Raw genomic sequence first — 18,930 nt, forward strand, 5'->3', positions numbered from 1 at the left:
CAGTTCATCCCATCGATGAGCCGAACCCGCAAGGCGACTCACCGAACCCGGTTCAGGAATGGTTTTTGACCCGGCTTTTTTGAGACGCTTTTTTAACTTTCAAGGATTTTCATCATGAACAAGACCGCTCGTTTCCTCTCCGTCGCCGCTGTTGCCGCTTTCACCGCCTTTGGCGCCCATGCTGACGAAGCCGATGGCTCGCAATTTGCCCTGAAGTTCGACACGAACCGCACCCGCGCTGAAGTGGCTGCTGAAGCCGTCACCGAAGCCCGCACCCACAGCATGGAACCCGCAGGCTCCCGTGTGGTGACCTACCAATCCACCGCCGACCGCGCTGCTGTGCGTGCCCAGGCTGCCGAAGCGGTTCGCACCGGCCAGATCCCTTCGGGCGAATTCAGCGCCATGTAATCGCATGACCGATTGACGCAGTTGCGGGACTTCCCATGGTGGTGGCACTTCGCGCGGTGCGGGTGCCGCTGCCATGGGGAGTGTTAACTGAACCGCAGGGGCGGGCAGGCAAAAAGGGCTCCTTTCGGGAGCCCTTTTTGTTGGTGGACTGCATGGGCTTACGGGCGGCCACACCCTCGGCACGGTCAGCCCTTCATAGAATGAAGGACTGTTCACACACCGTTCCATGTCCCTTCCCCCCTTCCCCATCCGCACCGAATGCCCCCCCGGCACCTGTGTGTGCGACCGGGATGCGCTGCTCCAGACGCCAGGCAGCGATGTGCGCATCCTGATGCTCACGCGCAGCGAAGAAAAGAAGATGCTGGAGCGCCTGGAGAACCTGGGCAGCCTGGCCGACCTGCGTAGGATGCAGGAGCGCATGGAGCAGCAACTGGGCATTCGCCTGTCCATCACCCAAAGCCCGAACGAGGTGCGCAGCCTGCGAGGCATTGCGATCCTGGTGCATGAACAGCGGGGCCTGTGCCGCAAGACGCGGCAGGCCATTCCGGCGGCCATCAAGAAGAGCATGGACGCCCAGCCCCAGATCGCGTTTGACCTGCTGGACGAGAGCGGGCTGTTTGGCGGCGCGTAGCGCCTTGGCTCCCTCGCTCTGCTCTTAGCCGTCCCGCCCCAGCGCATGCAAGACGATCTTTTTGGCGACACGCTACCCAAGCCACCGCCGGCAGAAGCTTCAGCCTCGGCACCCGCTTCGCCCATCGTGCCAGGCACCGATGCCCCCACACGGCGCTCCCGGTCTGGCACCGTGGCGCCCATCGCTCCGGACGGTGCGCTGACCGACCTCGCCGCCGCCCTGCCGCCCCGGTTGCGCCTGGGCACATCGTCATGGACCTACCCCGGCTGGCAAGGCCTGGTGTGGGAAGGCGAGCATTCCGACACACAGTTGTCCAAACAAGGGCTGGCCGTGTACGCCCAGCACCCGCTGCTGCGCACCGTGAGCATCGACCGCAGCTTCTACCGCCCGCTCACGGTGAGCCAGTACGAACGCTACGCATCGCAGGTGCCCGACGATTTCCGGTTTGTGGTGAAGGCGCCCAGCGTGGTGACAGACGCCCTGGTGCGCAGCGAAGACGGACGGGGCCGCCAGCCCAACCCGGCGTTCTTGAGCCCCGAGCTGGCGCGCAGTGAGTGTGTGGAGCCCGCGTTGCAGGGCCTGGGCCACAAGCTGGGCGCGCTGGTGTTCCAGCTCAGCCCGCTGCCGCTGGCGCAGCTGGACCGCATGCCCGCCTTGCTGGATCGTCTGCGTGCCATGCTGCAGGCGCTGCCCCCGTTGGCACCCCTGGCGCCTGACGGCGTGATTGCCGTGGAGGTGCGCGACCCCGAGTGGCTGACGCCGGACTTTGCGGCCATGCTGCGCGAAGCGGGCGCCACCTATTGCCTGGGGCTGCATGCCAAGATGCCGCCGCTGCAGGACCAGTTGCCCATGTTGCGTGCGCTGTGGCCCGGCCCGCTGGTGTGTCGCTGGAACCTGAACCCCGTGCACGGCCCCTACGGCTATGAAGAGGCTGAGCGGCTGTACGAGCCATACGACCGCCTGCACCACCCGGCACCGGAAACCCGGGCAGCGCTGGCTGCCGTCATCGCGGGCACCACGGGTCGGGGGCAGAACGCCTTCGTGACCATCAGCAACCACGCGGAGGGCTGCGCGCCGCTCACGGTGCGGGGGGTAGCGGAAGAGGTCGCAAAGCTGGCGGCCCGATAAGGGCGCCGGCGCTCCGGCAGGCCCCGTTCGGCTCTAGGGCTCCGGCGCCTGCTCGATGCGGTTGCGCCCGCCTTGCTTGGCGCGGTACATCGCGCGGTCCGCGCGCCGCACCAGTTCTTCGGCCAGTTGCTCGCGCTCGGGCGCCATGGTGGCCACACCAAAGCTCACCGTCACGATGCCGTGGGGGGCGCCCTCGTGCGGTAGGGCCAGGGCCTGGATGGCCTGCTGGATGTGCTGGGCCACCTCCAGCGCGGCCGGGGCATCGGCACCTGGCAGCAACACCACAAACTCCTCGCCGCCAAACCGCGCCACCACGTCGCCGTCGCGGCGTCCCCCGGTCTGCGCCAGCGTCAGGGCCAGGGACTTCAGGCAGGCATCGCCCGCGAGATGGCCGTAGTGGTCGTTGAAGTGCTTGAACACGTCCACGTCCAGCATGATCAGCGACACCGAGGCATGGGCCCGCTGGGCACGCGCCCATTCATGGGCCAGGGCCTGGTCAAAGTGGCGGCGGTTGGCAATGCCCGTCAGGCCGTCGGTGTTGCTAAGCAGTTGCAGCTGGTTGTTGGCCTGGGCCAGCGCCTGCGTGCGCTCGTCCACCAGGGCCTGCAGTTCTTGGTTGCGCTGCTGCAGGCGGCTGGCGGGGTACACCTCGCCGTCGCGCGCGAGGCCGTAGGGGATTGAGATGCTGCTGTGCGCAATCTTCCAGTCGTCGCCCTCCTGCCGGAAGACCAGCACCAAACGGGCCGTTTCACTGGCAAACAGCGGGTCGGGGTTGGGCAGGTGGATGTGGAAAAACGCGGTCACGGCCAGCACATCGGCCCCCAGCTCCTGGGGGAAGATGTCTCGCATCTCGATGTTGATGTGCCCGGGCACCTGTGCAAAGTCCAGCCGCGTGATGTCCACCCACTCGCTGCGGGACTTGATGAGCTTGTCGCTGCTGCCCGCAAAGCCGCTGAAGTTCTCGCTGAAGCGGTCCACCAACCGGGCATCGCGCGACGCATACATGGCGATGTACTCGTCAAACAGCATGCGGGCCAGTCGTTGGCGTTCGGGTGACATGGGCAACTTTCTCCTGAAGGCCGGGAGCGGTGGGATGGGGGGTCAAGGTGCAGCCACGGCAAACCCGGACGCGATGCCTTGATGCACGGAGCGCGAGGCGCCTCGCTCCTGCACAAAAAACAGGCGCTTCAACAAATGTAGCACCCCGTAACACACTTGTGCAGCCAGCAACGCAGCCCCCCTGCAGTGACCGATGACTGGCGCGTGGCGGAGCAAGTCCGCCGGGCTAGTCCGAGCTACCAAACAACGACCGCGTCCCGCCCAGGCAGGCCCCTTCGATCTCCAGCATGCGCATCTTGGTCAGCGCACCGCCCCCGGCCGAGAAGCCGCCAGGCTTGTCGCCCGCTGCCAGCACCCGGTGGCAGGGCACGACGGGCGCAAACGGGTTCAGGCCCAGCGCCTGCCCCACGGCGCGCGACAGGCCCTTGCTGCCCAGTTGCTCTGCCACCTCGCCATACGTGCGCGTCTGGCCCGGCGGAATGGCCCGTGCAATGGCGTACACCTGCTGGTGAAACGCCGACACGCCGGACATGTCCAGCGGCACCTCCCGCAGGTCCAGCGCCTCCCCGGCCAGCAAGCCCTGGATGCCTGCGATGGCATGGCGCACCACGGCTGGCGGAGCGGCCGGCGGAAGCACCTGCGGATAGGTGCCCCGCTCCAGCCCGCGCAGCAGGCGCGCCTGGGTGGCCGGTGCATCGGCCTCAGGCAGTTGCACGGCCGCAATGCCACCGGGCCCCCAGGCAATGCCGCAGGGGCCGAGCGCCGTGTCGAACAGGGCGTGGCCCCATGCGGCCTCGTGGGCATCAGCGTTCAGCGGAGCATCCGGGGACATATGCTATGCATTTAATAGCTGCTGGCGCATATTGCACTAGCGCGTGCAGCCATTTTTATTCAAACACCTGTCGCCAGGCGTCTGTGGGCGCGTTGCGCTGGTCAGTCCGCCCGCAGTGCCGCGCGCAGCTGTGCGCCCAGCTCGGGCTTGGCGGCAAACGGGTCGGTAGGGTTGCGGCCCATCATCACGTCTTCCATGCGCGTCTGCACCGAGGCCAGGGCCTTGGGGTGGCTGTAGATGTAGAACTGGCCTTGTGCTGCGGCGTCGAACACCTTCTGCGCCACCTCGGCCGCGGTCACCTTGCCGCTGCCCACAGCCTTGTCGCTCATGGCCTGGCCGATGAGCTGGCTCTTGGTGGGCTTTTCGGCAGGCAGGTCGCCGGGGCGGTTGCGGTGGCTCTGGTTGATGCCGGTGGGCACAAAGAAGGGGCACAGCACGCTGGCGCCGATCTGGTCGGTGACCAGCGACAGGTCCTGGTACAGCGTTTCCGACAGGGCCACCACAGCGTGTTTGCTCACGTTGTAGATGCCCATGTTGGGCGCTGCCAGCAGGCCCGCCATGCTGGCGGTGTTGATGATGTGGCCGCGCCAGGCCGGGTCGGCCTTGGCGGCTGCCAGCATCATGGGTGTGAACAGGCGCACGCCGTGCACCACGCCCATCAGGTTCACGCCCAGCACCCACTCCCAGTCCTTGACCGAGTTCTCCCACACCAGGCCGCCCGCGCCCACGCCCGCGTTGTTGAACACCAGGTGCGGTGCGCCAAAGCGCTGCTGCACGTCGGCGGCCAGCTGCTCCATTTGCGCGGAGTTCGACACGTCCACCTTGCGCGCCAGCACCTGAGCGCCTGCAGCCTGCATCTCGGCCGTCGCGGCGTCCAGAGCATCCTGCTGCACATCCACCAGCACCAGGTTCATGCCCAGGCGGGCGCCAATGCGCGCGCATTCCAGGCCAAAGCCCGAGCCTGCGCCGGTGAGGACGGCGGTTTTGCCGGCAAAGTTGTCGATCATGTTGTGTGTCTCCTAAGGGTTGTCGATGGATGATGGGGTGCGGTCGTGAAACACGGGACGGCTTTGATGCCGACACCTAGCTTCGGCCAACGCCGCCCGAACGCGCAGAGCGCATCGGGCGCAATGCGATCAAAAAGGCGGCTGTTTTTCAGGGAGCCGACGTTACCGGCCGCAGCACGTAGCCGATGCGGGGAAAGTGAACGTGCACCGTACCTGCGCGCGGGTCGGTACGGCGCAGCGTGTAACGGGTGCGGGTGGCGGCAATCAGTTCGCCTTCCGTAGGCTCGGTGCCAAAGCTCTCGGCGGCAATCGTGACCTGGCTGCCCAGCGGGATGCCGTGCTCGTCCTGGAATACATCGTCGGTCAGCGGCAGCGGCTCCATGCCGGCGGCCACGGTGATGGCATCGGCCGCGCTGAACTTCTCCATGCGGCCATGGCCCAGTGCGGCGATGCGATCCATCCACTCCAGCACGGCGGGCGTGGCGGCAAAGATGTCTGCCATCACCGGCACGCATTGGCGCGTGAACCACAGCGGGTGGTAGGCCGCAAAGTCGGCCAGACAGGGCTCGGCGCCGAACAGGAACTCATGCTCTTCGGCCATGTGCGCAATGCGGCGCAGGTACGAACGGTAGGCGGCCGTGGCGTCGGCCGGGCGCAGGCGCTGCATGCCTGCGCTCATCTCGCGGCGGTCCTCGCCAAACACCTGCGCAGCGGCGGGCGGCAGGTTGGCAAACAGCACCGCTGCGCCCTTGGGCTGCAGGTTGTAGGCCATGGCCGCCCAGAACAACGTGGAATCGGCCCATTGCGCAAACACGCGCGCCACGCCTTTGAGGTGCGGCGGGTACAGCACGGGCTCGGGCTGTTCGTGCTCCAGCACATCGCAGATCAGGGCCGAGTCGCAATAGATGTCGGCGCCGATCTGCAAGAACGGCGTCTTGCGGTAGCCACCGGTCAGCGCCACCACATCGGGCTTGGGCATGACGCTGGGGATGATGACGGACTTCCAGGCCAGTTGCTTGAAGCCCAGCACCGCACGGATCTTTTCGGAAAACGGGGACGAGGGGTAGTGGTGCAGGATGAGGTGGGACATGGGGTCTCCGTAAAAATGGGTGGACGGGCTCAGGCCGGAAGCGCGCGCGCCAGAATGGCGTCAAGGTTGACACCCGCGCCCAGCGTGCCAAAGCTGTAGCCCCAATCGCCGGAAAGGCGCGAGTCGCAAAACGCGCGGAACACGGCGCCGGGCGCACTGCGCAGCAGCAGCGCCGCCTGCACGGCCAGCGCCACATCTTGCGCAAGGCGCCGGGCCTCGGCTTCGGTGGTCATGGCGTCCACGCGCAGGGGCAAGGCACCTGCCAGACGGTCCAGCGCCGGGTGGGCGCCGCGTGCGGGGGCCAGTTCGGCGTCGAGCGCGGCGGCGGCATCGGCGCGGCGCACGGCGCGCATCAAATCCAGCGCCATGATGTTGCCCGCGCCTTCCCAGATGGAGTTGAGCGGCATCTCGCGGTAGATGCGGGCCATCACGCCCTCGCCGCCCTCTTCCACATAGCCGTTGCCGCCCAGGCATTCCATGGCTTCTTGCGCAAACACGCTGCCACGTTTGCACACCCAGAACTTGGCCACGGGCGTGAGCAGGCGGGCCATCACGGCCTCGTGCTCACTAGTGGCCTTCTTGTCGAAGGCGCTCGCCAGGCGGATTGACAGCGCGGTGGCGGCTTCGCTCTCCAGCGCCAAATCGGCCAGCACATTGCGCATCAGCGGCTGCTCGATGAGCTTCTTGCCAAAGGCCGAACGCTGGCGCGTGTGGTGCAGCGCAATGCTGAGCGCCTGCCGCATGAGGCCGCTGGTGCCCAGGGCGCAGTCCAGGCGCGTCATGGTGCCCATCTCCAGGATCTGCGCCACGCCCCGGCCCTCCTCGCCCACGCGCCACGCCATCGCGTCGATGAATTCGACCTCGGAGCTGGCATTGGCGTGGTTGCCCAGCTTGTCTTTCAGGCGCTGGATGCGGATCGCATTGACCGTGTCATCGGGCAGCACACGCGGCAGGAAGAAGCAGGTGAGTCCGCCTGGCGCCTGCGCCAGGATCAGGAACGCATCGCACATGGGCGCGGAAAAGAACCACTTGTGCCCCGTGATGCGGTAGCGCGCGCCCCAGGCATCGTCGCCATCGGGCACGGCCTGGGTGGTGTTGGCACGCACGTCCGATCCGCCCTGCTTCTCGGTCATGCCCATGCCCATGGTGAGCGCGGATTTCTGCGAGAACAGCGCCAGGCGCGGGTCGTACTGCGTGCTGGTCAAGCCTTTGTTCCAATCGGCCCAGACGGCGGCGTTGCCCCGCAAGGCAGGCGTGACGGCGTAGCTCATCGACACCGGGCAGAGGATGGACGGCTCCGCCTCGGTAAACAGCATGAAGCCCGCCGCGCGCTCCACATGCGCGTGGCCTGTGTCCTGGCGCGACCAGGGCGTGGCGTGCAGGCCGTGGCGCAAGGCGGCGCCCATCAGCGCGTGGTAGCTGGGGTGGAACTCCACCACATCCGTGCGGTGGCCAAAGCGGTCGTGCGTGCGCAGCTGGGGCTTGTGGGTGTTGGCCAGACGCGCGTGGGTCAGCATCTCGGCCGAGCCCATCTCGGCGCCGAGCGCGGTGAGGCCCGCCACACCCAGGCCGGGTGCATGCAGGCGCAGCGCGTCCTGCAGCGGCTGGTTGGTGGTGAACAGGTTCACGTCCGCCCATGGCGTGCTCTGGTTGAAGACGTCATGGGTACGCGCCAGTGTGGCGGGGGGTGCGGTCATGTCGGCTCCTTCACGGGTGGGCGGGGTAAATGGTCGAGGGGGCTGCGGCGGCGTCAGCCCGCCTTTCTCAGCATTTCAACGTGCGGGATATCGTCTTCCAGGTATTCGTCGGACACGGCCTCGAAGCCCAGGCTGCCGTAAAAGCCCCGCAAGTGCGCCTGTGCGCTGATGCGGATGTCCCGGCCCGGCCAGGCCTGGCTGCAGCGGGCAATGCCCTCCTGCATCAGCGCCCGGCCCGTGCCGTTGCCACGAGCCTCCTTGGCGGTGACCACGCGGCCGATGGAAGGCTCGGGGTAGTTCACGCCCGGGTCCACCACACGCAGGCAGGCTTGCAGTGCGCCCGCCTCGTCATAGCCCAGCAGGTGGTGGGATTGCTTGTCTGCACCGTCCGGGTCCTGGTACGGGCCCTGCTCCAGGATGAAGACCTTGCAGCGCAAAGCCAGGGCGTCATGCAGCGCATGCACGCCCAGGTCATCAAAGCGGGCCCAGGTCCACTTCAGCATCATCAGATCAGCTTGACCAGTTGCTTGCCAAAGTTCTTGCCCTTGAGCAGGCCCAGGAAAGCCTCGGGCGCGGCGGCAATGCCTTGGGCAATGGTTTCGCGCGGGCGCAGCTTGCCGGTGCCCACCAGCGTGCCCAGCTCCTTGAGTGCGTCGGGCCAAACTTCCATGTGTTCGCTCACGATGAAGCCCTCGACCTTCATGCGGTTGATGAGCATGAGCGCGGGGTTGGCCATGGGCAGCGGTGCGCCGTCGTAGCCAGCGATCATGCCGCACAGGGCGATGCGGCTGAAGGCGTTCATGCGCAGCATCACGGCGTCCATGATCCAGCCGCCCACGTTCTCGAAGTAGCCGTCGATGCCGTTGGGGCAAGCTTCTTTCAGCGCCTTGGACATCGCCTTCACGTCGCTGTGCTGCTTGTAGTCGATGCACGCGTCAAAGCCCAGTTCTTCCACTGCGTACTTGCACTTGTCCGCGCCGCCTGCAATGCCCACCGCGCGGCAGCCACGGGCCTTGGCCAATGCGGCAAAGGCGCTGCCTACGGCGCCGGTGGCGGCGCTCACCACCACGGTGTCGCCTTCCTTGGGCGCAATGATCTTGACCAGGCCATACCAGGCCGTAACGCCCGGCATGCCGACCGCGCCCAGGTAGTGCGACAGCGGCACATGGGTGGTGTCCACCTTGCGCAGCGCGCCGGGTTGGTCGGCATTGACCACGCTGTATTCCTGCCAGCCGCCCATGCCCACCACCTTGTCACCCACGGCGTACTTGGGGTGCTTGCTCTCGGCCACCTCGCCCACGGTGCCACCGATCATCACTTCGCCCAGCGCCTGCGACGCAGCGTAGCTCTTGCTCTCGTTCATGCGGCCGCGCATGTAGGGGTCCAGGCTCAGGTAGTGGTGGCGCACCAGCACCTGGCCGTCCTGCAGCGGGGGCGTGTCGGTCGCGACCAGCTTGAAGTTGCTGGCCACCGCTTCGCCCTGGGGGCGGTTGTCGAGAACGATTTGTTGGTTGCGTGGCATGGAAAGCTCCTTCAGAAAATTCAATACTATGTTTTTGATAGCTGCCAGCGCCTGTATCCATTGCACTTGCAGGCAAAAAGGATCTAAACCCTGCTGGTGACCTCGCCCACCGACTCAGTCGGTGGAGATGACCTTGAGGTCATTCACATTGCGCCCGTCCACCGGCAGTCGCTTGACGTACTTGAACGTGCCGGTGGCGTGGCAGCACACCTTGCCTTGGGCGTCGTACACGGTGCCCTCAGTGAACGCCATGGTGGCCGTGCGGTGAATCAGCCGCCCTTTGGCCACCAGCGGCCCGCGTGCGGGCTGCATGAAGCTGGTCTTCATCTCGATGGTGACCACGCCCATGTCCGGCGTCACGCTGCGCGCGGCCGTCGCCATGGTCACGTCCAGCAGCGTCATCGACGCGCCGCCGTGGGTGACGGCAAACGAGTTCAGGTGCTCAGGCTTGGCTTCGTAACGCAGCTCGGACTCGCCGTCCTCCATGCGGTGCAGCGTGAAGCCCAGGTGGCTGACAAAGGGGATTTCGACACCGAAACTTTTCAAGGGATTTCCTCAGAACACAAACCTCAAATACTGGCGTGGCCTCAGCTGGCGACTGCCGCGCAAGGGCCGCCAAGCTGCCAGAGCGGCACTTCGCTTGCGGGCGCTGGCGGTGTCCCCCTTCCCGGCGAAGCCGAGAGAAGGGGGAAGGCGCGCAGCGCCTCAGGGGGATGTTCATCCGCCCGTGACGATACTCACCCCGCCATCCACCGCCAGCCACTGGCCGGTGATGTGCTTGCCCGCATCCGACGCATACAGCGCGCACAGGCCCTTCAGGTCTTCATCATCGCCCAGGCGGCCCAGCGGGGCGTGTGCGGCCAGCGCCTCTTCGCCCATGGCCTTGAGCGTGCCCACCGTCATCTTGCTCGGGAAGAAGCCCGGGCAGATCGCGTTGACACGGATGTTGTACGCACCCCATTCGGCCGCCAGCGCCCGCGTGAAGTTGATCACCGCGCCCTTGGAGGTGTTGTAAGCGATGGTGTTCATGCCCTTGGGGTTGCCGCCCAGGCCCGCGATGGACGCCACGTTGATGATGCTGCCGCTGCGGCGGCCGATCATGCTGTGCTTGGCGATGTGCTGGCTCAGGATGAAGTAGCCGCGCACGTTGAGGTTCATCACCTTGTCCCACGCTTCCACGGGGTGGTCTTCGGCCGGAGCGCCCCAGGCGGCACCGGCGTTGTTGACCAGGATGTCCACGTGGCCCAGGCGCTGCAGGGTCTCGTCAGCCAGGCGGCGGATGTCTTCTTCCTTGGCGCAGTCGGCGGCGATCCAGCTGGCTTCGATGCCGGCGGCCTTCAGGTCGGCAGCAGCTTCTTCCAGATCGGAGGCCTTGCGCGAGCTGAGCACGATCTTGGCGCCCGCCTCGCCCAGCGCGTGGGCCAGTTGCAGGCCCAGGCCGCGCGAGCCGCCGGTCACCAGGGCGGTCTTGCCCGTCAGGTCAAACAGTTGTTGGATGGTGCGTGTCATGTGAATGTCTCCTTGGATTTTTGCCAGTCGATGGATGTTCTCGGACCACAGCCCGGCGCTGCAATGCGCCAGCCAGGGGGTGGAATACAGGCAGCCATTGTGCGGCGCCAGAAGGCTGCATTGTGTCGCCGCCGCGTCCGCTCCGCACGGGGCCCGCCAGGTGGCTGCCGCGGTGCCGCAGCGTCAGCCCTGGGGGTCGGCCTTGAGCCGCGCACGCACGGCGATCAGCACCACGCCCGCGGCAGCCACCACGCCCCCGCCCACCATCAGCACCCAGCCCGTGGCCGCATCGGTGCGGGCGGTGGCAATGCCCAGCACCAGCGTAAGCAGGCCGCCGTAGATCAGCGCCCAGATGATTTTGTGCAAGCGCTGCAGGGTGTGCGCAGCGGCCATCAGAACGCCTCTTCCGGAAAGCTGGCGCAGGTCGCGTCGCGTGCACTGACCACTTGCAGCCAGGCGCCAATCTTGGGCAGCTCGTAATGGAAGAAAAAGCGCATGGCGCCCATACGGCCCACGCTGGCGGGCTGCGCCAGCGCGGCATCAGCCGCCAGCGTGGCCAGTGCCACGTCCAGCCACACCCAGGCCAGCACCGTGTGGCCGAAGGCCTGCATGTACGGCACGGCGTTGGCCAGCGCATCGGCCGGTTGCCCTGTGGCCCAGGCGGCCTTGGTGGCGGCGCCAACGTCCTGCAGCGCCTTGCCCAGCGCGTTGGCGTGGGCAGCGAGTGCGGGCACCTGGATGGCGCGCTCGATGGTGGCGTTGATGCGCCCGGCCAGCAGCTGCAGGCCGCGGCCGCCTTCCATCAGCACCTTGCGACCGAGCAGGTCCATGGCCTGGATGCCGTGGGTGCCTTCGTGGATCATGTTCAGCCGGTTGTCGCGCCAGTACTGCTCCACCGGGAAGTCGCGCGTGTAGCCATAGCCGCCATGGATCTGGATGGCCAGGCTGTTGGCCTCCAGGCACCATTCGCTGGACCAGCTCTTGGCGATGGGGGTCAGCACCTCCAGCAGCAGGCGGGCCTCGTCGGCCGCAGCGGCATCACCCGTATGTTGCTCGTCCACCAGCCGCGCGCAGAACAGGTTGAGCGCCAGCGCGCCCTCGCCATACGACTTTTGCGCCAGCAGCATGCGCTTGACGTCTGCGTGCTCGACGATACGCACCTGGGGCTGGGCGGCGTCCTTGACCACCGCTGCGGCGCCGTCTTTCGGACCTTGAACTGGGCGGCCCTGGGGGCGGTTCTTGGCGTAGTCCAGGCTGGCGTAGTAGCCCGCCAGGCCCAGCATGGTGGCGGCCATGCCAATGCCGATGCGCGCCTCGTTCATCATGTGGAACATGCAGTGCAGGCCCTTGCCGGGCTGGCCGACCAGGTAGCCCACCGCGCCGGCCTGGCCGTCCACGGGGTACTTGCCTTCGCCAAAGTTGAGCAGCGTGTTGGTAGTGCCGCGCCAGCCCAGCTTGTGGTTCAAGCCCGCCAGCGCCACGTCGTTGCGCACGCCGGTCAACTGGCCATTGGTGTCCACCAGCTTCTTGGGCACGATGAACAGCGAGATGCCCTTGGTGCCGGGCACCAGCTTGCCGTCCGGCCCCGGAATCTTAGCCAGCACCAGGTGCACGATGTTTTCGGTCAGCTCATGGTCGCCCGAGCTGATCCACATCTTGTTGCCCTTGAGGCGGTAGCGCGGGCCCAGCGGGTCGCTTTCAAAACCCTCCCCATCCGGCACCGCGCGCGTGGCGACATCCGACAGCGACGAGCCTGCCTGCGGCTCCGACAGGCACATGGTGCCCGACCAGCGGCCGTTGAATTCATTGAGCGCAAAAACCTGCTTTTGCAGGTCGGTGCCATGCACCATGAGCAGGTTGGCGTTGCCCGAGGTCAGCAGGTTGGACCCAATGCTGATCGACGCGGCCGCAAAAAAGCTGTTGGCCGCCGCCTCCACCGTGTAGGGCAGCTGCATGCCGCCAATGTCGTAGTCCTGCGCGGCGCTCAGCAGGCCCGATTCTGCATAGGCGCGCCGTGCTTCGTAGGTGGCCTGCGGCAGCACCACGCGCAATGTGCCGTCGGGCTCCGTCTCGGTGCGGGGTTCTTCGGTGTCCACCACGCGGTTGAAGGGCGCGTACTTCTCGCGCGCGATGCGCTCGGAGGTGTCGAGCACGGCATCGAAGGTTTCACGGGAGTGATCCGCAAAGCGCTCGCGGGCTTGCAGCTTCTCGGCGTCCAGCCACTGGTAGAGCAGGAAATCGACGGTGGGACGTAGGCTCATGGCATTTCAGGGTTAAAACGGCCGCAGACGCAGATACATCATGCGCTAGCAGCTATCAAATAAGGAGTAAACGGCGCAGGAGTGAGGAGAAACATGCTCCCATCCCTTGCCACCATCAGGCGCCCGCAGGGGCCGGCGCTGCGCCATCACGCGGTGGCAGTGCGGCAATGGTGCCTTGCGCCACGGCGCACAGCTTTTCGGTGCCCGCCTGCACCACAAACACATCGCAGCGGCACACGGCCTGCGCGCGGCCATGGTGCACCGCCTGCGCACGGGCGATGAGCAGTTCGCCCACCGCAGGGCGCAGGTAGTTGATCTTGAACTCGGAGGTCACCACGGGCACCCGCATGGCGGTGCCCCCGGCGTAGGTCAGGGCGTTGTCGGCCACATAGCTCAGCACGCCCCCGTGCACAAAACCATGCTGTTGCAGCAGCTGGGGCGTGACGGGCAGGTGCAGCTCGCACTGCCCGGGCGACAAGGCATGCAGCCGCGCCCCCACCAGGATGCTGAACGGCTGCGATGCCAGTACCTCACGCCCCATGGCCAGGAAGACCTCGGGCGACACCACGACATCGGGGATGTCGGTGCGCGGTGCCGACGAGGCCTGCCCGGACATGGCTTACAGCACCTCGAAAATGCCTGCAGCGCCCATGCCGCCGCCGATGCACATCGTCACGCACACCTTCTTGGCGCCACGGCGCTTGCCTTCGATGAGGGCGTGGCCCGTAAGGCGCTGGCCCGACACACCATAGGGGTGGCCCAGGGCGATGGCGCCGCCGTTCACGTTCAGGCGGTCGGCCGGAATGCCCAGCTTGTCGCGGCAGTACAGCACCTGCACAGCAAAGGCTTCGTTCAGCTCCCACAGGTCGATGTCCTGCACCGTAAGGCCCAGCTTCTTGAGCACCTTGGGCACGGCAAACACGGGGCCGATGCCCATTTCGTCAGGCTCGCAACCGGCCACCGCAAAGCCGAGGAAACGGCCCAGGGGCTTGAGGCCCTTCTTGCTGGCGTACTCTTCGCTGGTGACTACGCAGGCACCAGCACCGTCAGAGAACTGGCTGGCATTGCCGGCCGAGATCAGACCACCGGGCAGCGCCGAGCGCAGGCCGCTGATGGCTTCTACCGTCGTGCCTTCCCGCGTGCCTTCGTCCTTGCTCACCGTCACTTGCTTGGTGATCAGGCCCAGCGTCTTGTCGGCCACACCGGCCGTCACGGTGATGGGGGCGATTTCGGCGTCGAACAGGCCGGCGGCCTGGGCAGCGCAAGCCTTTTGCTGGCTGGCAGCGCCGTATTCGTCCATGGCTTCGCGGCCGATGTTGTAGCGCTTGGCCACTTGCTCGGCGGTCTGCAGCATGCTCCAGTAGATCTCTGGCTTTTGCTTGGCCAGGGCCAGGTCCTGGATCATGTGCAGGTTCATCTCTTGCTGCACGCAGGAGATGCTTTCGACGCCCCCGGCCACAAACACATCGGCCTCGCCCGCGATGATGCGCTGGGCAGCCATGGCGATGGTCTGCAGGCCCGACGAGCAGAAACGGTTGACGGTCACGCCCGATGCCGTGATGGGCAGGCCGGCCTTCAGCGCGATCTGGCGTGCGATGTTGCTGCCAGTGGCGCCTTCGGGCGTAGCGCAACCCATGATGACGTCGTCCACGTCAGCACCGTCGATGCCGGCGCGCAATACGGCGTGCTGCACGGCATGGCCGCCCAGGGTGGCGCCGTGCGTCATGTTGAACGAACCCTTCCAGCTCTTGGCGAGTGGCGTGCGGGCGGTGGAAACAATCACTGCGGAGGTCATGTGAATTCCTTTGATTCTGTAGATGGGTGCACGCGGGCGGCTTACTGGAAGGCCTTGCCTTCGGCGGCCAGCTTGGCCAGCAGCGGAGCGGGCTTCCAGAACGCTGCGTCGTCCAGCGGGTTCTTGGCAAAACGGTCCATGGCCTGCACCACGTTGAACAGACCCACTTCGCTGGCGTAGTGCATGGGGCCGCCACGGTGGATGGGGAAGCCGTAGCCGGTCAGGTACACCATGTCGATGTCGCCGGACTTGCTGGCAATGCCGTCTTCCAGGATGTGCGCACCTTCGTTGACCAGAGCGAACACCAGGCGCTGCACGATTTCTTCGTCCGAAATTTTGCGCGGCGTGATGCCGAGTTCCTTGCGGTGGTCTTCGATCATCGTGTTGACCAGGTCGCTCGGGATCGCATCGCGCTTGCCGGCCTGGTAGTCGTACCAGCCTGCGCCGGTCTTCTGGCCAAAGCGGCCCAGCTCACACAGCTTGTCGGCGGTGCGGCTGTACTTCATGTCGGCGCGCTCGACGGCGCGGCGCTTGCGGATGGCCCAGCCGATGTCGTTGCCGGCCAGGTCGCCCATGCGGAACGGGCCCATGGCAAAGCCGAACTTCTCGATGGCCTTGTCCACCTGCTGCGGCGTGCAGCCTTCGTCCAGCAGGAAGCCGGCCTGGCGGCTGTACTGCTCGATCATGCGGTTGCCGATGAAGCCATCGCACACGCCCGAGACCACCGAGGTCTTCTTGATCTTCTTGCCGATGGCCATCACGGTGGCCAGCACGTCCTTGGCGGTCTCCTTGCCACGCACCACCTCCAGCAACTTCATCACGTTGGCGGGGCTGAAGAAGTGCATGCCCACCACGTCCTGCGGACGCTTGGTGAAGGCGGCGATCTTGTCCACGTCGAGTGTGGAAGTGTTGGAGGCCAGGATGGCGCCAGGCTTGGCCACAGCGTCGAGCTGCTTGAACACCGCTTCCTTCACGCCCATCTCTTCGAACACGGCCTCGATGATCAGGTCGCAGTCCTTGAGGTCGTCGTAGCTCAGCGTGGTGCTCAGCAGGGCCATGCGCTGCTCGTACTTGTCTTGCTTCAGCTTGCCCTTCTTGACCTGGGCTTCGTAGTTCTTCTTGATCGTGGCCACGCCACGGTCCAGGGCTTCCTGCTTCATTTCCAGAATCTTGACGGGGATGCCCGCGTTCAGGAAGTTCATGGAAATGCCGCCGCCCATGGTGCCGGCGCCAATCACGCCCACCAGCTTGATGTCACGCTTGGGGGTGTCGGATGCGACATCGGGAATCTTGCTGGCTGCACGCTCTGCCATGAACAGGTGGCGCAGTGCGCGCGACTCAGGCGTCCACATCAGGTTGATGAAGATTTCGCGCTCGACCAGCATGCCTTCGGCAAACTTCTTCTTGGTGGCAGCTTCAACAGCGTCCACACACTTGGCGGGCGCGGGGAAGTTCTTGGCCATGCCCTTGACCATGTTGCGCGCGAACTGGAAGTACGCATCGCCTTCGGGGTGCTTGCAAGGCAGGTTGCGCACCAGGGGCAGAGGACGGGCATCGGCCACGCTCTGCGCAAACTCCAGGGCTTCTGCCGCCAGCGACTCGGCCGATGCGGCCATCTTGTCGAACAGCTTTTGGCCGGGCACGGCGCCGATCATTTCGCTCTTGACGGGCTCGCCGCTCACGATGAGGTTGAGCGCGGCTTCGACACCAATCACGCGGGGCAGGCGCTGCGTGCCACCTGCGCCGGGGATCAGGCCCAGCTTGACTTCGGGCAGTGCGATCGAGCAGCCAGGCGCTGCAATGCGGTAGTGGCAGCCCAGGGCCAGCTCCAGCCCGCCGCCCATGGCGACGCTGTGCATGGCGGCCACGACGGGCTTGGCCGAGTTTTCGATGGCGGCAATCACCGACAGCAGGTTGGGTTCTTGCAGCGACTTGTCGGTGCCGAACTCCTTGATGTCGGCGCCGCCAGAGAACGCACCACCGGCGCCGGTGATCACGATGGAGGTGACCGCTGCATCGGCATTGGCACGGCCAAGGCCGTCCACGATGCCCTGGCGGGTCGCCAGACCGAGTCCGTTGACGGGAGGGTTGGTCATGGTGATCACGGCAACGGAGCCGTGGACTTTGTATTCAGCGGTCATGGTGCTGTTGTTCCTTGGAAAGTGAAAAAGAACGATCGTGCGTTTTTATTGTAGAGACTTCAAAACCATTTGGCGTGTCAATTTGTCCCGGGCGGGACAAGGGGGTATCAGACATCCCCAGAAGAGCAGATTCCGGCAGGCAAAAAAAAGGCGCCACCGAAGACCGGGCACCTCTATAGATCACAGTTGGCGGAGCGCCTTCCAGTGCGTCCGCCCTGCCCCGGACCTTAGAAACTGGCGCGCCCCGAGACCAGGGCAGCCGAGCAAGGGCCGCCCCGCAGCGAGGGCTGCGTCCCCCTTCCCGAATCGCGCAGCGATTCGAGAGAAGGGGGGAAGGCGCGCAGCACCTCAGGGGGATCGCCCCGCTAAACTTCAAGCCACTCTTTGCGGATGTAGCTGTCGGCCCGCAGGCTGTCCGGTGTGCCCTGGAACACGATGGAGCCGTGCCCCATCACAAGTGCGCGGTCCGAGATCTTCATCGCGATGGTCAGCTTCTGCTCGATCAGCAGCACCGAGATACCGCGCGACTTGATGGTCTGCAGGTACTGGCCTACCAGCTCGACGATCTTGGGCGCGAGACCCTCTGTGGGCTCGTCAATGATGATCAGGTCGGGGTCGCCCATGAGCGTGCGGCACAGGGTCAGCATCTGCTGCTCGCCGCCGGACATCACGCCCGCCTCGGTGTGCTGGCGCTCCTTGAGGCGGGGGAACATCTCGTACATGTCGTCGAACGACCAGCGGCTGTTCTTGCCACTGCCCTTCTGGCCGAGCATCAGGTTCTGGTGCACGGTGAGGTTGGGGAACACGTCGCGGCTTTCCGGCACGTAGCCCACCCCCAGGTGCGCAATCTCGTAGGCCTTTTTGCCGTTGAGGTCCTGCCCCTTCCAGTTGAGGGTACCTTCCCAGTCCACCAGGCCCATGATGGCCTTGGCGGTGGTGGAGCGGCCCGAGCCATTGCGCCCCAGCAGGGCCACGATTTCGCCGGGCTGCACGTCAAAGGTCACGCCATGCAGCACATGGCTTTTGCCGTAGTAGGCGTGGAGATTTTCGATTTTCAGCATGTCAGTGTCCCGCCCCCTGCTCTTCCGCGATGACCGATCCCAGGTAGGCCTCTTGAACGCGCTGGTTGGCGCGTACCTTGTCGGGCGTGTCAAAGGCGATCACCTCGCCGTACACCACCACAGCGATCTTGTCGGCCAGACCGAATACCACACCCATGTCGTGCTCCACGGTCAGCAGCGTACGGCCCTCGGTCACTTCCTTGATGAGGTGGATGAAGCGCGAGGTTTCGGTCTTGCTCATGCCGGCCGTGGGCTCGTCCAGCAAGATCACGTTGGCACCGCCCGCGATGGTGATGCCGATCTCCAGCGCGCGTTGCTCGGCGTAGGTGAGGTTCATGGCCAGCGTGTCGCGCTTCTTGTCGAGCTTGATCATTTCCATGAGCTGCTTGGCGCGCTCGTTGGCATCGTGCAGGTTCGACAGGAAGCGCAGGAACGTGTACTTGTAGCCCATGCTCCACAACACGCCGCAGCGCAGGTTCTCGAACACCGACAGCTTGGGGAAGATGTTGGTGATCTGGAAGCTGCGCGAAAGACCGCGCCGGTTGATCTCGTACGGCGCCATGCCATTGATGCGCTGGCCGTTCAGGATCACGTCGCCACTGGTGGGCGCGAAGCGCCCGCTGATCAGATTGAACAGCGTGGACTTGCCGGCACCGTTGGGGCCGATGATGGCCACGCGCTCACCGGGCGCGACGGCCAGGTTGGCGCCGCGGATGATCTCGGTCTTGCCAAAGCTCTTGCGCAGGTCGCGCAGTTCGAGCGCATAGGTTGCGTTGTCAGCCGCCATGG

General features: G+C 65.8%; 19 protein-coding genes. 3 read left to right on the forward strand and 16 right to left on the reverse strand.

All coding sequences use genetic code 11. The features are described from left to right. Positions 1-114 precede the first annotated feature (114 nt). From ACT531_RS06070 to ACT531_RS06080, 3 genes are all read left to right on the forward strand, one after another. The gene (locus tag ACT531_RS06070) at positions 115-408 is read left to right on the forward strand and encodes a DUF4148 domain-containing protein (protein ID WP_476016846.1); all 294 of its coding nucleotides are present in this window, start codon (positions 115-117) and stop codon (positions 406-408) included. Positions 409-634: 226 nt separating this feature from the next. Further along, a complete protein-coding gene (locus ACT531_RS06075; protein ID WP_476016847.1) occupies positions 635-1,039 on the forward strand; it encodes a hypothetical protein in 405 nt (134 codons plus the stop codon). A 45-nt stretch (positions 1,040-1,084) separates the two neighbouring features. Next, positions 1,085-2,167: a DUF72 domain-containing protein gene (locus ACT531_RS06080; protein WP_476016848.1), complete on the forward strand. Its 1,083-nt coding sequence runs from the start codon at positions 1,085-1,087 to the stop codon at positions 2,165-2,167. 33 nt (positions 2,168-2,200) lie between these two features. Here the strand turns inward: ACT531_RS06080 and ACT531_RS06085 are convergent, their stop codons facing one another. The 16 genes from ACT531_RS06085 to ACT531_RS06160 all read right to left on the reverse strand — a co-directional run bounded on the left by ACT531_RS06085 (position 2,201) and on the right by ACT531_RS06160 (position 18,928). After that, positions 2,201-3,226 carry a GGDEF domain-containing protein gene (locus tag ACT531_RS06085; protein ID WP_476016849.1) on the reverse strand — a complete coding sequence of 342 codons (1,026 nt, stop codon included), beginning with the start codon at positions 3,224-3,226 and terminating at the stop codon, positions 2,201-2,203. A gap of 226 nt (positions 3,227-3,452) precedes the next feature. Further along, positions 3,453-4,058, reverse strand: a complete 606-nt coding sequence (locus ACT531_RS06090) for a methylated-DNA--[protein]-cysteine S-methyltransferase (protein WP_476016850.1) — start codon at positions 4,056-4,058, stop codon at positions 3,453-3,455. Between the two features lie 101 nt (positions 4,059-4,159). Then, positions 4,160-5,065 (reverse strand): SDR family oxidoreductase, encoded by a 906-nt coding sequence (locus tag ACT531_RS06095; RefSeq protein ID WP_476016851.1) that lies wholly within the window; start codon positions 5,063-5,065, stop codon positions 4,160-4,162. 148 nt (positions 5,066-5,213) lie between these two features. Next, positions 5,214-6,155 carry a glutathione S-transferase family protein gene (locus ACT531_RS06100; protein WP_476016852.1) on the reverse strand — a complete coding sequence of 314 codons (942 nt, stop codon included), beginning with the start codon at positions 6,153-6,155 and terminating at the stop codon, positions 5,214-5,216. Between the two features lie 29 nt (positions 6,156-6,184). Beyond that, positions 6,185-7,852 carry an isovaleryl-CoA dehydrogenase gene (locus tag ACT531_RS06105; RefSeq protein ID WP_476016853.1) on the reverse strand — a complete coding sequence of 556 codons (1,668 nt, stop codon included), beginning with the start codon at positions 7,850-7,852 and terminating at the stop codon, positions 6,185-6,187. Positions 7,853-7,905: 53 nt separating this feature from the next. Then, entirely contained in the window at positions 7,906-8,358 is a 453-nt protein-coding gene (locus ACT531_RS06110; protein ID WP_343734621.1) for a GNAT family N-acetyltransferase, read from the reverse strand. Beyond that, entirely contained in the window at positions 8,358-9,374 is a 1,017-nt protein-coding gene (locus ACT531_RS06115; RefSeq protein ID WP_015014379.1) for an NADP-dependent oxidoreductase, read from the reverse strand. Before ACT531_RS06115 ends, ACT531_RS06110 begins: the two co-directional genes overlap by 1 nt. Before the next feature lie 114 nt (positions 9,375-9,488). Then, complete coding sequence (locus tag ACT531_RS06120) at positions 9,489-9,920, reverse strand: PaaI family thioesterase (RefSeq protein WP_108625350.1); 432 nt, start codon at positions 9,918-9,920, stop codon at positions 9,489-9,491. 171 nt (positions 9,921-10,091) lie between these two features. Then, complete coding sequence (locus tag ACT531_RS06125; RefSeq protein WP_015014381.1) at positions 10,092-10,883, reverse strand: SDR family oxidoreductase; 792 nt, start codon at positions 10,881-10,883, stop codon at positions 10,092-10,094. Positions 10,884-11,066: 183 nt separating this feature from the next. Further along, on the reverse strand, positions 11,067-11,276 hold the full coding sequence (locus ACT531_RS06130) for a hypothetical protein (RefSeq protein WP_476016854.1): 210 nt from the start codon (positions 11,274-11,276) through the stop codon (positions 11,067-11,069). Next, positions 11,276-13,144 (reverse strand): acyl-CoA dehydrogenase, encoded by a 1,869-nt coding sequence (locus ACT531_RS06135; protein WP_476016855.1) that lies wholly within the window; start codon positions 13,142-13,144, stop codon positions 11,276-11,278. Before ACT531_RS06135 ends, ACT531_RS06130 begins: the two co-directional genes overlap by 1 nt. A gap of 115 nt (positions 13,145-13,259) precedes the next feature. Next, positions 13,260-13,760 (reverse strand): PaaI family thioesterase, encoded by a 501-nt coding sequence (locus ACT531_RS06140; protein WP_015014384.1) that lies wholly within the window; start codon positions 13,758-13,760, stop codon positions 13,260-13,262. 3 nt (positions 13,761-13,763) lie between these two features. Continuing rightward, positions 13,764-14,939 (reverse strand): acetyl-CoA C-acyltransferase, encoded by a 1,176-nt coding sequence (locus ACT531_RS06145; protein ID WP_015014385.1) that lies wholly within the window; start codon positions 14,937-14,939, stop codon positions 13,764-13,766. 41 nt (positions 14,940-14,980) lie between these two features. Then, the gene (locus ACT531_RS06150) at positions 14,981-17,080 is read right to left on the reverse strand and encodes a 3-hydroxyacyl-CoA dehydrogenase NAD-binding domain-containing protein (protein ID WP_476016856.1); all 2,100 of its coding nucleotides are present in this window, start codon (positions 17,078-17,080) and stop codon (positions 14,981-14,983) included. 365 nt (positions 17,081-17,445) lie between these two features. Then, complete coding sequence (locus ACT531_RS06155) at positions 17,446-18,141, reverse strand: ABC transporter ATP-binding protein (protein WP_060987409.1); 696 nt, start codon at positions 18,139-18,141, stop codon at positions 17,446-17,448. 1 nt (position 18,142) lies between these two features. Then, on the reverse strand, positions 18,143-18,928 hold the full coding sequence (locus ACT531_RS06160; RefSeq protein ID WP_056645290.1) for an ABC transporter ATP-binding protein: 786 nt from the start codon (positions 18,926-18,928) through the stop codon (positions 18,143-18,145). Positions 18,929-18,930 lie beyond the last annotated feature (2 nt).

It is taken from the genome of Acidovorax sp. DMC1, assembly GCF_056314325.1.